The organism is Nesterenkonia aethiopica (genome assembly GCF_039534665.1).
Taxonomy (GTDB): Bacteria; Actinomycetota; Actinomycetes; order Actinomycetales; family Micrococcaceae; genus Nesterenkonia; species Nesterenkonia aethiopica.
In genome coordinates this window covers 149,482-163,076 of record NZ_BAAAVT010000002.1, presented here as the reverse complement: position 1 = coordinate 163,076, position 13,595 = coordinate 149,482, and the positions used below count along the sequence as shown (strand labels likewise).

The window sequence follows — 13,595 nt, the reverse complement described above, 5'->3', positions numbered from 1 at the left end:
GTCGCTTCACCTGTGTTCAGCGTATCGAGGCACCGGTCCTGTTCCCATCGCACGTCATGAACCGTCATGCGCCGGGGGAGCACGCCAGTGGGTAGCATGGCCCTCATGCCGACTGATGCCACACCTGATGCCACACCGCTGAGCCGCCGGAGCCCTCAGGTCGGCGTCGGGGAGCTCCTGGAGGGGCTGCAGCCCTCCTTCCGATTCTCCGAAGTCTCCTTCGACTCCTACATCCCGGACCCCGGACACCCCTCCCAGGCCGAGGCGGTGGAGGCGCTGCGGGAATTCGCCGGAACGGTCGGGTCCTCGCGGGGCTCCGGGGGCCTGCTGTCTCGGCTCTTCAGCGGCAGATCCTCGCGGGCGGCCGCCACGAAGCGCGCCGGGGGGATCTATCTCGACGGCGGCTTCGGGGTCGGCAAGACGCATCTGCTCGCATCTCTCTACCACGCCTCACCGGGACAGCGCGCCTTCGGAACCTTCGTGGAATACACCAATCTCGTCGGTGCCCTGTCCTTCCGCCGCACGGTGGACGTGCTCTCCGACTACAGCTTGGTCTGCATCGACGAGTTCGAGCTCGACGACCCCGGAGACACGGTGCTGATGTCCCGACTGATGCGCGAGCTGACCGATGCCGGCGTCAAGCTCGCCGCGACCTCGAACACGCTGCCGGGCTCGCTCGGGGAGGGGCGCTTCGCCGCGTCCGACTTCCAACGGGAGATCCAGGTCCTGGCCGATCAGTTCTCCGTGGTGCGCGTCGACGGGGAGGACTTCCGGCATCGAGGCCTGCCGGAGGCCCCGCCCCCGCTCGCGACCGAGCAGCTCGAGGAGTTCGCCCACGCACATCACCGCGAGGCGGAGATCGTCGTCGACGACTTCGACGCGCTGACCGCGCATCTCACCCAGGTCCATCCGAGCCGCTACCGCCAGCTCATCAGCGGAGTGGAGGTCCTGGTGCTCAAGGACGTCACCACCATCGACGCTCAGTCGCTGGCGCTGCGCTTCGTGGTGCTGGCGGACCGCCTCTACGACCAGGATGTGAAGATCATCGCCTCGGGCGTGCCCTTCGACCAGCTCTTCACCGAGGAGATGATGTCCGGGGGATACATGAAGAAGTACCACCGCGCCGTGTCGCGTCTCACGGCGCTGGCCCGCTCGGGGCAGATGGGGGAGCAGGCGCTCTGAGGGGTGTGCCGCTCAGAGCGCCTGCCCATTCGGCAGCACCACTGGCGGCACCAGCGGCAGCACCACCCGAAGCCGGTCCGTGAGCCGTGCCGTCGGCGCGGCACCGGATGTGTTGTGCAGTCGAGAGGCGTAGACTCGATCCTCACCATCGGCCGTCCGCCGAGCCCCGGTCCCAGGATCCGTCGCCGCATCCGGCCACACCCGCGGGCAGTTAACGGGGCGTTCATCGGCGTCTGGTTGGCTGGATGCCGTCGGATCAGAGGAGGGGAGCGTCAGCATGATCAGAGACCAGGTGCAGGACATCGTGGGAGATCTGAACCAGGCCCCCCGGGAGAACCTGCGCGAGTTCATCGACCGGCTCCGTGAAGGCGGCTACACCGTCCAGGACGGTCACACTCCGGATCCCGACCTCATCGACCCGCAGGGCAACGCGGTCGAGACCTGGCAGGAGAACTACCCCTACGAGCAGCGGCTCGAGCGCGACATCTATGAGCTGGAGAAGTACCACCTGCAGGTGGAGCTGCTGAAGTTCCAGTACTGGGCCGAGGACTACGGGCTCAAGCACGTGCTGGTCTTCGAAGGACGGGACGCCGCCGGCAAGGGCGGCACCATCAAGCGCTTCACCGAGCACCTCAACCCCCGGACCGCGCGGGTGGTGGCCCTGAACAAGCCGTCCGACCGGGAGCGCGGACAGTGGTACTTCCAGCGCTACGTCGACCATCTGCCCACTGCCGGCGAGATGGTCCTGTTCGACCGCTCCTGGTACAACCGAGCCGGAGTCGAACGGGTCATGGGATTCTGCTCCGACGACGAGTACGAGGTCTTCATGCGGCAGGCGCCGCAGTTCGAGCAGATGCTCGTCGACGCAGGGATCCACCTGACGAAGTTCTGGTTCTCCGTGACCCAGAAGGAGCAGCGCACCCGGTTCGCGATCCGTCAGATCGACCCCGTGCGGCAGTGGAAGCTCTCCCCGATGGACCTGGAGTCGCTGGACCGGTGGGAGGCCTACACCGACGCCAAGGAGGAGATGTTCCGCCGGACGGACACGGACCACGCGCCCTGGATCACCATCAAGTCCAACGACAAGAAGCGGGCACGGCTCAACGCCATGCGCTACTTCCTCAGCCAGTTCGAGTACGAGGGCAAGGACCACGAGGTGGTCGGGGAGCCCGATCCGTTGATCGTCCGCCGCGGCCGCGACGCCGTGGGCGACTGAGGGCCCGTCAGGACCCCACGGGCGGTCTCCCCGAGACCTCCTGCGCAGCCGCCGGACGCAATGGTCATCACATTCGGGGGCTTGAGGCGATAGAGTGGACACGCTCGCCTCCTCGGTCGTCGTCGACCGTCGACGGCGAGCATCGTGTCATCTGAGCACCTTCCGCGGCCTCACCACAGGGTGGAGGCGGCATGAGGAGACTGCGCCATCCCGGAAACGTCACGGGATTAGGATGCACTCGATCGATCACCAGACCTCGATAAGGAGACTGCATGAGTGCCGATATCGGCGTGACCGGACTGGCCGTGATGGGGGCCAACCTGGCACGGAACCTGGCCCGCAACGGCTACACCGTGTCCCTGCACAACCGGTCGGTGGCCCGCACCGATGCCCTGCTTGAGGCTCACGGGGACGAGGGCAGCTTCGTCCGCACCGAGACCCTCGCCGAGCTCGTCGAGTCGCTGGAGCGCCCGCGGCGGGTGCTCATCATGGTCAAGGCCGGAGCTCCGGTCGACGCGGTCATCGAGGATCTGGTGCCTCTTCTGGACGAGGGCGACATCATCATCGACGCCGGCAACTCCCACTACCCGGACACGCGTCGCCGTGAGGAGGCGCTGCGGGCCAAGGGACTGCACTTCGTCGGCGTCGGTGTCTCCGGCGGTGAGGAGGGTGCGCTCAACGGCCCCTCGATCATGCCCGGCGGATCCCAGGAGTCCTATGAGACGCTCGGCCCGATGCTGGAGAAGATCGCCGCCCAGTACCACGATGAGCCCTGCTGCGCCTGGGTCGGCACCGACGGCGCGGGCCACTACGTGAAGATGGTGCACAACGGCATCGAGTACGCCGACATGCAGGTCATCGGCGAGGCCTACGACCTGATGCGCAGCCTCGCAGGCCTCGAGCCCACCGCACAGGCCAAGGTGTTCCGGGAATGGAACACGACGGACCTGGCGTCGTATCTGATCGAGATCACCTCCGAGGTCCTGGAGCAGGAGGACGAACTGACCGGCCGTCCGCTGGTCGACGTCGTCGTGGACTCTGCGGGCCAGAAGGGCACCGGCCGCTGGACGGCCATCTCCGGGCTGGAGGTCGGGTCCCCGGTGACCGCGATCGCGGAGTCGGTGTTCGCCCGCTCCATCTCCTCGCAGCGTGATCTGCGGGCCGAGACCAACGCGGCCTTCAGCTCGGGCATCGATGAGAATGCCCCGGCGGCAGAGTTCGGCTCCGACTTCGTCGAGGACGTGCGCAAGGCCCTCTACGCCTCCAAGCTGGTGGCCTATGCCCAGGGTCTGGACATGCTGGTCGCCGCCGGTCAGGAGTACGGATGGGACCTTGACCTGAAGTCCATCGCCTCCCTCTGGCGCGCCGGCTGCATCATCCGGGCCGACCTGCTGGACACCATCATGAAGGCCTACGACGCCGACGCCGAGGATCGCCCCAAGAACCTCCTGCTGGCCGAGGAGTTCACCGAGGCCATCAACGAGTGCCTTCCGGCCTGGCGTCGTGTGGTCGCCGCCGCCGCGCAGCACGGCGTGCCCGCTCCGGTCTTCGCCTCCTCGCTGGCCTACTACGACAGCCTGCGCCGCGATCGTCTCCCGGCCGCTCTGACGCAGGGGCTGCGCGACTACTTCGGCGCGCACACCTATGAGCGTGTGGACAAGGACGGGACCTTCCACACCCTCTGGTCCGGCGATCGGAGCGAGATCGAGGCCTGAGTCGGCCCAGGCGGCGACCCCGACGGTGCAGTCCCTGCCGACGACGTCGCAGGTCTTCTGCCCGAGGCTGGTCCCACAGAGTCAGACGTGACGGAGGCCCGGTCTGCGGCGCGCCCATGATGGCGGGCGTCGCAGACCGGGCCTCCGGCGTGGGATGCACTTTTCGGCGACGCCGGAGCCGCAGTGCAGGGCCCCGGGCAGGCGGAACGATGCTCTAGGATGACGTGATATGACTCACACTTCATCGTTCGCGCATCCAACTGACCCAGGTCAGACGCCAGGATCCACCCCGTCCGCCCGTCTCGGCGACTCCCGGGTCTCGCGCCGGGCGGCCTTGGCAAGCCTCGGTGCCCTCGCTCTGCTGCCGATCGGCCTGCAGGCCGCCGCAGCATATCCCGGGGACTCCTCACAGGCGGAGACACCGACACAGGCGATCCGCAGCTACGACGACATGATCCGCGAGCTGCGGAAGATCGAACACACCTCCCGGGGGCGGGTCACCGTCACCACGCTCGCCGAGGTGGGGACCGCAGAGACCCACTCGGAGCAGGGTCGTGACCTCTACGTCGCCCAGGTGGGGCAGGGGGACCGGCACGTCTGGATCCAGGGCCGGATCCACGGGGACGAGCCCTACGGCGTCGAGGCCACCCTGGCCGTGCTCAAGGAGCTGGGCAGCAGCGGCCAGCAGACTGCTGAGCTGCTGCGGGACGAGTTCACGCTGCACATCATCCCGATGTACAACCCTGACGGTTCGGAGATGAACACCCGGACCACCACGCTGTGGGACACGGAGGCGGACGCTCCGCGCACCGACGACGACGGCAGAGAGCTCACGGTGGATCTGAACCGCGACTGGACGCTGGAGGGCTTCCTGGCGCGCGAATCCCGGGCCTGGTACGAGTACTGGACCATGGTCCGGCCCAGCTACGCGCTGGACATCCACCATCAGGGGCGCAAGCGCGATCCGGAGACGGGAGAACCGATCACCTTCTCGCTGGGCATCTCTTTGGCACCGGGCGGCCCCACGCTGCCGGACATCCGTGACGGCGAGTTCGATGTGCTCACCCGTCAGATGGCCTCCCAGGTCTGGCTGGACACGCGCCACCGCGGCCACATCTCCACCGATCGGTACGACGTCGGCGGCGGTCAGGTGATCGACATCCGCGGGGGCGTGGTCTCCGCCATGATGCTGGGACTGGACTGGCAGGGGCTGAACTCTGCCGGACACGCGAACGCGGCGATCTTCTTCGAGACCTCCGGCAACACTCGCGACGGCGACCTCGGACTACGGGGACGGGGCCGTTTCATCCAGCAGAACATCCTGGGTGTGGAGTCCTGGCTCGCAGGCCTGGCCACCGGCGACACCGTCGACCTGGACCCGCAGACCTGGGACGAGATCCCCCACGCGCCGGTCGAGTACTACTTCACGGACTGGGGCGGTGTGATCCCGATCGACGACGTGTGAGGCCACCCTGCAGACGGCACGGAGGCGGCGGAACCTGGTGAGGACCGGGGCCGCCGCCTCCGTCGTGTCGGCTCCTGAGGTGGTCAGGAGGTGGTCAGCGCCTCAGAAGAGCAGCGCCGCGACTCAGATGAACAGTGCCGGGTCGAGCGCATACTCCGCGGGGTCGACGGCGGGCTGCCGCTCCTCGTCACGGCGCTTCCGGTCCTTCGCCGGGATGCCGGTGAGGATGGAGTTCTTCGGCGCCGACTTCACGACCACGGCGTTGGCTCCTATGGCGGAGCCGCTGCCGATCTCCACGGGCCCGAGCACCTTGGCGCCGGCGCCGACGACCACGCCGTCCTGCAGGGTCGGGTGCCGTTTCACCGCCTCGAGCGAGCGGCCGCCGAGGGTGACGCCCTGATAGAGCATGCAGTCATCGCCGATCTCGGTCGTCTCGCCGATCACCACGCCCATGCCGTGGTCGATGAAGAACCGACGACCGATCTGGGCCCCGGGGTGGATCTCGATTCCGGTCAGGCTGCGGGTCACCTGGGAGAGAGCCCGGGCGGGGGTCTTCAGGGGCCGGTGCTGCCACATCCGGTGGGCTACCCGGTGGGACCAGATGGCATGCAGACCGGAGTAGACCAAGGCCACCTCCACGTCGCTGCGGGCGGCCGGATCGTGCTCGCGCGCGGAACGGATGTCCTCACGCAGACGCTTGATGATTCCCAAGGTGGTTCGGTGCCTTTCGACGTCGACGGCGGGTCACAGCAGGGTATCGGCGCGGTGCCGTCCGCGGCCAGTCGGCCTGGCCGCGGAACGTGGAGCAGTCCCAGGTCAGGGCGGGCTCAGGCGGGACAGGCTCAGGTCAGACGTCGGCCGATGGGTCAGCCGCGGATGTCCTCGTAGAGGAGCGTGGAGATGTAACGTTCGCCGAAGTCACAGGCGACGGTGACGATGAGCTTGTCCCGGAACTCCTCGCGAGCCGCCACGTCCAGGGCGGCGGCCACGTTGGCCCCGGTGGAGATGCCCCCGAGGATCCCCTCCTGCGTGCCCAGCTGGCGCGCAGTCTCCAGGGCCTTGTCGAGGTTGGCGGTGATGACCTCGTCGTAGATCTCGCGGTCGAGGATGTCAGGGACGAAGTTCGGACCGATGCCCTGGATCTTATGCGGCCCTGGGGTCCCGCCGGAGAGGATCGGGGAGTCCTCAGGCTCGACGGCGACGATGTGGAGGCCCGGCTTGTGCTCGCGGAGCCGGCGTCCCGCGCCGGTGATGGTCCCGCCGGTGCCGATGCCGGAGACGAGGACGTCGACGGCGCCGTCGGTGTCCTCCCAGATCTCCTGACCGGTGGTGCTGTAGTGGACCTGCGGGTTGGCCTCATTGGCGAACTGACGGGCCCAGATGGAGTTCTCGGTCTCCTCGACGATGGCTTTCGCCTTCTCCACGGCGCCGCGCATCCCGTCGGCGCCGGGGGTCAGCACGATCTCGGCGCCGAAGGCCCGCAGCATGACCCGGCGCTCAGTCGACATGGTCTCCGGCATCGTGAGCACCACCCGGTAGCCCCGCGCCGCGCCGACCATGGCCAGGGCGATCCCGGTGTTGCCGGAGGTGCCCTCCACGATCGTCCCACCCGGCTTCAGGACGCCGGCGGCCTCCGCGGCGTCGACGATGGCCGTGCCGATGCGATCCTTGACGGAATGCGCCGGCGAGTAGAACTCCAGCTTGACCGCCACATTGCCGGGCAGGTCGGCGTCGAGCCGATTGAGCCGCACCAGCGGAGTGCCGCCGACGGCCTGGGTGATGTTGTCCAGGATCTTGGCCATGGTGGTGAAACCTCTTCCGTGAGGGTGGTGGGATCGGACGCGCAGGAGGGCGGCACGCCGTCGGCGGGACGACGACAGCCCCGATCCTGACTCTATCTGCTGATCAGACGAGGGCTCCGTCACGGAGCCACGGGGCGTAACGCTGGCGCAGCGCCGAGACCTTGGGGTCGATGATCACGCGGCAGTAGCCCACGTCGGGGCGGCGCAGATGGAAGCCCTGGTGCTCCGGCTCGGCCTCGAAGACCCTCCCCAGGGGCTCCAGCGTGGTGACGATCGGACGGTCGTAGGCTGCCTGGACGCGGGCCACGGCCTCTGCGAACTCTTCGCGCTCGGTGCGGTCGGCGTAGAACATCGCCGACCGGTACTGCGTGCCGACGTCGTACCCCTGGCGGTTGAGGGAGGTCGGGTCGTGGCAGCTGAAGAAGACGTCCAGGAGGACCTCCGTGGGCAGGGTGTCGGGCTCATAGGTGATCTCGACGGCCTCGGCATGACCGGTCGTCCCGTTGCAGACGGCGATGTACTCGGCCGGTCCGGTGCCCCCGGTGTAGACGCTGCGCACGGCGGTGACGCCGGCGAGGCGACGGGCCAGGGAGTCCAAGCACCAGAAGCAGCCGGCCGCCAGCACCACCGTGCGGGACCTGCGTGGACCGTGCGGGCTGGCATCGTGCGGGCGGGCATCGTGCTGGCCTGGGGGCCGCTCGCCGGCCCCCGGGGTGTTCGTCCTGCTGGCTGGGCTCATGCCTGAGACAACTCCCCGAGCCCTTCGGTCATTCCGGGGCGCGGCGCCGACCGCTTTCATCGCCCGGTGCGTCCCTGGTGATATCCCCGCGGAGAGGGTAGAACTGGTGGCATGGCAGACCATTCCGGCCCTGGAACCCACTCCTCACCGGCTCCGTCCGGTGTCGCCCCCGCGCCTCCTGTGGTCGCAGGCCGCCGTGTGCCGCTGCTGCAGGACGTGCTCGAGATCATCGAGGAGCTGTGGCCGTCCTCGCTGGCGGAGAGTTGGGACGCCGTCGGGCTCGTGACGGGCCGGCGGGATCGGCCCGTGGAGCTGATCCATTTCGCCGTCGATCCCGTGCGCACGGTGGTGGAGGAGGCGTGCTCGGCCGAGGCGGACCTGCTGATCACCCATCATCCGCTGCTGCTGCGGCCGGTGCAGAGCGTCGAGGCGGGGTCGTTCAAAGGCGAGATCGTGCACCGGCTCATCGAGTCCGGATGTGCCCTGCTGACCGCCCACACCAACGGCGACTCGGCGGTCGGAGGGGTCAACGACGTGCTGGCGGAGATCCTCGGCCTCGAGGATGCGGAGCCCTTGCAGGCTGCCGAAGACGGGCTCGCGGAGGAAGGGCTGGGCAGGATCGGCTCCCTTCCCCAGGGCACTACGCTGGGCGACTTCGCCGCCACGGTCTTCTCGATCCTGCCTGCCGTCGCCGGAGGGGTGCGGGTGGCCGGGGATCGGGATGCCTTCATCCGGCGTGTGGCACTGTGCGGCGGCGCCGGCGACGGTCTGCTGCGTGCCGCCCGTGAGGCAGACGCCGATGTGTACATCACCGGTGACCTTCGACACCATCCGGCATCCGAGGCGCGGGAGGCGGTGCGCGACGGACGCCCTTACCTGATCGACGTCTCCCACTTCGCCAGCGAATGGCTGTGGCTGCCCGCCGCGGCCCAGGCCTTGGACCGTGCCCTGGCGGATCGCGGCTACGATGTGGAGGTCGCCGTCAGCGGCATCAACACCGACCCCTGGGACTTCGTCATCACTCCTGGCCGGTGAACCGGCGGAGAGCGTCCTCCTCTCGGTGAGGATGCGCCCGGCGACGCCATCGACCCGCTGCAGGACCTGACAGGAGAGACGTGACCACTCTGATCATCGAGGCCGACGGCGGCAGCCGCGGCAACCCGGGCATCGCCGGTGCAGGGGCCCTCGTCCGCGACGAGGCCGGCCGCATCCTCGCCACCAAGGCCACGCCCATCGGGAAGGCGTCCAACAACGTGGCTGAGTACACCGGACTGATCGACGGCCTGAAGCTGGTGCGGGAGATCGACCCCGAGGCCGCCGTCGAGGTGCGTATGGACTCCAAGCTCGTGGTCGAGCAGATGAGCGGTCGATGGAAGATCAAGCACGCCGACATGAAGCGGCTGGCCCAGGAGGCCTCCCAGATCCTGCCGCTGATGAACGTGACCTTCACCTGGATCCCGCGTGCCCAGAACGGCGACGCCGACGCGCTGAGCAATGAGGCCATGGACGCCGCCGCCGCCGGCCAGGACTGGGATCCGGCGAGGAGCCGCGTGCGGCCCGGCGCCTGAGCAGGGCGGGATCCTCAGGGGCGTATCCTCTGCCCCGCTTCCGAGGGCCGGACCCGAGCGCCGGAGGCTCGGGCCGCGCGCAGGCTCAGCCTGCGGCGATGAGGTCCAGCTGGTGGGGCGTGCGACCAGCCGCCGGGCGGACCTCGACGTCCCAGCGTTCGGCCGCCAGCTCGGCCACCTGATCCACGGTCTCGGGCATCTGCTCGGCGCGCAGCACCATGCCGGTGAGCTCTCCTCGGGCGTGCTTGGCGAAATGGGTCACGACCTTCCGCGTGCCCTCACGCTCGGTGAAGCTGTTGACCACCAGAGTCTGCTCCGGGTGCGGACGGTAGGCCGCCGCATAGCCGGAGGAGCGACAGTCCAGCACCAGCTGGTCGCCGACCCGTTCACGCAGCGGTTCCGCCAGGGCACCTCGCCAGTACCCGCCGAGTCGGCCCGGTCCGTCTCCGGCGGCGGGGGAGAGGTCCACACCCATGGACAGCCGGTAGGCCGGGATCCGGTCCGTGAACGACGTGGCTCCGAAGAGGCCCGAGAAGACCAGCACCTTCTCCGCCGCGCGCCCCAGCGCAGTGGCCGACAGATCAGGCGCTCCGAGCGCCTCGAAGAGCACCCCCGTGTAGACGTCATGGGCCGGTGCGGCGGGTGCCTCCCAGAGCTGCTGGTTGCGCTCCACCTCGCCCATGACCTTCGCACCGACCTTGAGGATCTCCTGCGCGTCGGACTGTCGGCTCACCCGGATGAGGGCGTCCACGGCGGTGCGCCGCTGCTCGGCGAGCTCCGGCAGGATCAGCGAGTCCAGGTCCAGCCGCGCCGTACCGTCAGGGTCCGGAGCGGTCTTGCCTTCGGAGGGAGGGAGAAAGATCAGCACCGGAGCAGGCTACCAGCGGTCTGCTCGGTGACGCGGACCGGCCCATAGCGCCGTGCTGGGCTCTGGCCTGACCTCAGAGCACCCGCGCACCGGCGCGTCGCAGGGAGTCCATCGCCTGACGTGTGCTGGTCGACCTCGCCCCCACCGGGATGACGGCCACGTCCGTGCCGTCGACGACCAGCTCACCGATGCGGAGCCGCAGCTCCTCCTGGGCTGTCCGGGGAGGCAGGTGCCTCCCGCCGCGGCCGACGGTCGGCAGACCGTCGGTCACCAGCAGCACCCGCCGATGCTGGGGCTCCTCGGCCTCGAGGAGCTCGGCGGCGAGGTCCAGCGCCGGCACCAGGGGAGTGCCGCCTCCGGCGGGGACCCGGTCCAGGGACAGTCGGGCTCGGGCGGCACTGGTGGTGGGTCCCACGAGCAGCCGTGGCACGGATCCGGCCGCCAGGACCACCGAAACCGTCCCGCGCCGTGACGCGGTGCTGCTCACCAGATCGGACAGCGTGCGTGAGGCCTGCGAGAGGCCGGAGCTGCGCAGGGAGGAAGAGCCGTCGATGACGATCACGCTGTGTGTCCCTCCGCGGCGTCGACGCAGCACTCCGCGCAGATCCTCACGTCGGACCACGACGTCGGCGGCGGAAGCGGTGGGCGACTGAGCCTGGGATTCGGCAGGATCCTGCCTGGAGCTCGACTCCAGCGGCCGGCGGCCTGGCATGTCCCCTTCGCTCCGGCGGCCGAGACCCCGACGGCGGGCGGCCCGGCGGAGAGTGGGCGCAGCCGCGATGATGCCGCCGGCACGCTCGACGGCCACCTCCCGGAAGGCGGCCCCCCGGTGCTGGGACCGGCTCCGGGAACCGTCGCGGCCGTCCAGGTGCCGACGGGCCAGGGCTCTGCGCTGGCTGAGCGGTGCTCGCAGCGTGGCGTGGATCCCGGTGGGGCCGTCGAGCTGCCCCTCGGGCGCGTCAGGCAGGGCGAGCTCGAGCGCGCCGGGGTCGTCCAGGCTCGCAGCACCTCCGGGCGGGCCGCCTTCTTGGGCAGTGGTCTCCCGGGCGGTGGGCCCCTCTGCTGTGGTGCTCTCCGCCCTGGCGTCGTGCTGTGCGCCGTCGATCCCCTCGAGGGGGCCGTCGTCACAGGCCGGGGCGTGGTCCCCAGCCTGAGGTTCGTCCTCCGAGCCGACCTCCCGCGCATCCGAGGACTCCCCGGCTGTCGTCTCGGGCGTCGGCGCATCGGGGGGAGAGCCGGTGTCCGTCCGGTCCTCTGGGGTCGGTCCGTCCTGAGCGGGCCCGTCGTCGGCATCTGGCCCATCGCTCGGATCGTCCGGGGCGGGACCGGACAGTGCGGAGACTGAGGGGGAGTCCGGGCCAGATGGTGGCTCTGTGTCAGAGGGATCGTCAGCTCCGGTCGGTTCCTGGAGGGGCGGAATTCCCGGATCCTCCGTCGCGGAGGTGCAGGCGGCGCGAGGAGCCGCGACGGTGCGCGCCACGAGGTCCGCCGCACGTCCGCTCCCGATCCTGGCGCTCAGCGAGATGGCCAACCGGGAGGCGGCCACGTCGAGGCCATGGTCCTGGCACCCGGCTCGGTCGAGCATCATCACGACGGCGGTGAGGAGGTCCTCGCCCTCGAGCGCGGTCCCCGTCAGCTCGGGCTGGTCCGGGGACGTCCGGGCAGAGCGCGTCCCCGGCGGGTCGAACCGCAGAATCGCCGTGCACCGTCGCAGCAGCGGAGCCGGGACCTCGCCCATCGTCTCCGCCAGCGCCAGGACCCTGGAGCGGTCGATCATGGCCAGCTGGTCGGACTCCCACCGGTCCGGGTGGCCCACTACGACGTCGGCGTGATCCTGCAGCCGCCGAAAGGCGGTCTGGGCCAGCACCGGGTCGCCGGCGCACAGCAGGCCACATTCAGCCCCAGCCGTCCAGGCCTCCATCACCGGCTCCCAGGGACCGTCAGGCGCGTTCGACCTGGTGTCGGCCAGGTCCTCGGCGAGCCGGCGGCGGCGGGAGCTCATGCCGCGCGCAGTCCCAGCACGCGGGCCGCGGTGAGCTTGACCCGGGCCGCCTGGACGGTGGCGCTCTCACCCGGTCGGGCCGGCGTACGGTGCTGCAGCGCGGGGGCGGCGGCCTGCGCGACGTCCGTCTCCGTCGCCGCGTCACGGCCGGCCATCGCTGCCAGCGCCCGTGCGGTCCTAGCCAGGACGAGGTCGGCGCGATGGCCCACGGCGCCGGACTCCACGCAGACGTCGACGACACGGTCGAGCACGCGCTCCGGGACCTCGACGTGCCTGAGCCTTTCCCGCGCACGGAGGATGCGTTCGGCGAGCCGGGCCTCGCGGTCCTGGTGCAGCGCGGCGAACCTCGCCGGGTCGGCGTCGTGCTCCAGCCGACGCTGGACGATCTCTCGACGCAGACGCAGGTCGCGGATGGTGCGGACCTCGGTGGCGAGGCCGAATCTGTCCTGCAGCTGGGGGCGCAGCTCGCCCTCTTCGGGATTTCCGCTGCCCACCAGCACGAATCGCGCGGGATGGACGTGGCTGAGACCGTCCCGCTCCACGCGGTTCACCCCTGACGCGGAGACGTCGAGGAGCAGGTCCACCAGGAAGTCATCGAGCAGATTGACCTCGTCGATGTAGAGGATGCCGCCGTGCGCCTGGGCCAGGATCCCGGGGGAGAAGACCATCTCTCCGCGAAGGGCCCTGTCCACGTCCAGACTGCCCACGACCCGATCCTCAGCGGCCCCCAGGGGGAGTTCCGCCACGGGCATCTCGACTCCATGGGCGGAGAGCAGGTGACCCAGCGCTCGGATGGTGGTGGTCTTGGCGGTGCCGCGGTCGCCGAGAGCCAGCACGCCGGAGATCTCCGGGTCGACGGCGCACAGCATCAGACAGTTCTTCAGCTCGTCCTGGCCGAGCACAGCGGTGAAGGGAAACACAGGCGACGACCCTACGGTAAATGCGAAGCGTTCGCAATAAAAGGTACGTCTGACGGCGCCGTCACAGCGCTTCAGTGTGCTGGAGCTCACTGATACGCTCGCTGGACACAGGCGTGAG

Annotated in this window: 12 protein-coding genes; 6 read left to right on the top strand and 6 right to left on the bottom strand. The window is 69.6% G+C overall.

Annotation, left to right across the window (positions count from 1 at the left end; translation table 11 throughout):
* The first annotated feature begins 96 nt into the window (after window positions 1-96).
* The 4 genes from zapE to ABD658_RS02025 all read left to right on the top strand — a co-directional run bounded on the left by zapE (window position 97) and on the right by ABD658_RS02025 (window position 5,578).
* Entirely contained in the window at window positions 97-1,182 is a 1,086-nt protein-coding gene (gene zapE, locus ABD658_RS02040) for a cell division protein ZapE (RefSeq protein ID WP_425574452.1), read from the top strand.
* 277 nt (window positions 1,183-1,459) lie between these two features.
* A complete protein-coding gene (gene ppk2, locus ABD658_RS02035; RefSeq protein ID WP_085437035.1) occupies window positions 1,460-2,398 on the top strand; it encodes a polyphosphate kinase 2 in 939 nt (312 codons plus the stop codon).
* 272 nt (window positions 2,399-2,670) lie between these two features.
* Window positions 2,671-4,113: an NADP-dependent phosphogluconate dehydrogenase gene (gene gndA / locus ABD658_RS02030; RefSeq protein ID WP_344682985.1), complete on the top strand. Its 1,443-nt coding sequence runs from the start codon at window positions 2,671-2,673 to the stop codon at window positions 4,111-4,113.
* 229 nt (window positions 4,114-4,342) lie between these two features.
* Entirely contained in the window at window positions 4,343-5,578 is a 1,236-nt protein-coding gene (locus tag ABD658_RS02025; RefSeq protein ID WP_344682983.1) for a M14 family zinc carboxypeptidase, read from the top strand.
* 123 nt (window positions 5,579-5,701) lie between these two features.
* On the opposite strand, the gene epsC is transcribed toward ABD658_RS02025, so the two are convergent.
* The 3 genes from epsC to msrA form a co-directional block, all read right to left on the bottom strand.
* Window positions 5,702-6,289 carry a serine O-acetyltransferase EpsC gene (gene epsC / locus ABD658_RS02020; RefSeq protein ID WP_344682981.1) on the bottom strand — a complete coding sequence of 196 codons (588 nt, stop codon included), beginning with the start codon at window positions 6,287-6,289 and terminating at the stop codon, window positions 5,702-5,704.
* A 155-nt stretch (window positions 6,290-6,444) separates the two neighbouring features.
* Complete coding sequence (gene cysK / locus ABD658_RS02015; protein WP_344682979.1) at window positions 6,445-7,380, bottom strand: cysteine synthase A; 936 nt, start codon at window positions 7,378-7,380, stop codon at window positions 6,445-6,447.
* Between the two features lie 103 nt (window positions 7,381-7,483).
* Entirely contained in the window at window positions 7,484-8,119 is a 636-nt protein-coding gene (msrA, locus tag ABD658_RS02010; protein ID WP_344682977.1) for a peptide-methionine (S)-S-oxide reductase MsrA, read from the bottom strand.
* 111 nt (window positions 8,120-8,230) lie between these two features.
* On the opposite strand from msrA, the gene ABD658_RS02005 reads away from it, so the two are divergent.
* Entirely contained in the window at window positions 8,231-9,154 is a 924-nt protein-coding gene (locus tag ABD658_RS02005; protein WP_344682974.1) for a Nif3-like dinuclear metal center hexameric protein, read from the top strand.
* An 80-nt stretch (window positions 9,155-9,234) separates the two neighbouring features.
* Window positions 9,235-9,687, top strand: a complete 453-nt coding sequence (locus tag ABD658_RS02000) for a reverse transcriptase-like protein (RefSeq protein ID WP_170922537.1) — start codon at window positions 9,235-9,237, stop codon at window positions 9,685-9,687.
* A gap of 85 nt (window positions 9,688-9,772) precedes the next feature.
* Here the strand turns inward: ABD658_RS02000 and ABD658_RS01995 are convergent, their stop codons facing one another.
* From ABD658_RS01995 to ABD658_RS01985, 3 genes are all read right to left on the bottom strand, one after another.
* Window positions 9,773-10,555 (bottom strand): YaaA family protein, encoded by a 783-nt coding sequence (locus ABD658_RS01995; RefSeq protein WP_311024357.1) that lies wholly within the window; start codon window positions 10,553-10,555, stop codon window positions 9,773-9,775.
* A 73-nt stretch (window positions 10,556-10,628) separates the two neighbouring features.
* A complete protein-coding gene (locus ABD658_RS01990; RefSeq protein WP_344682971.1) occupies window positions 10,629-12,557 on the bottom strand; it encodes a VWA domain-containing protein in 1,929 nt (642 codons plus the stop codon).
* The gene (locus tag ABD658_RS01985) at window positions 12,554-13,477 is read right to left on the bottom strand and encodes a magnesium chelatase ATPase subunit I (protein ID WP_344682969.1); all 924 of its coding nucleotides are present in this window, start codon (window positions 13,475-13,477) and stop codon (window positions 12,554-12,556) included. Before ABD658_RS01985 ends, ABD658_RS01990 begins: the two co-directional genes overlap by 4 nt.
* Window positions 13,478-13,595 lie beyond the last annotated feature (118 nt).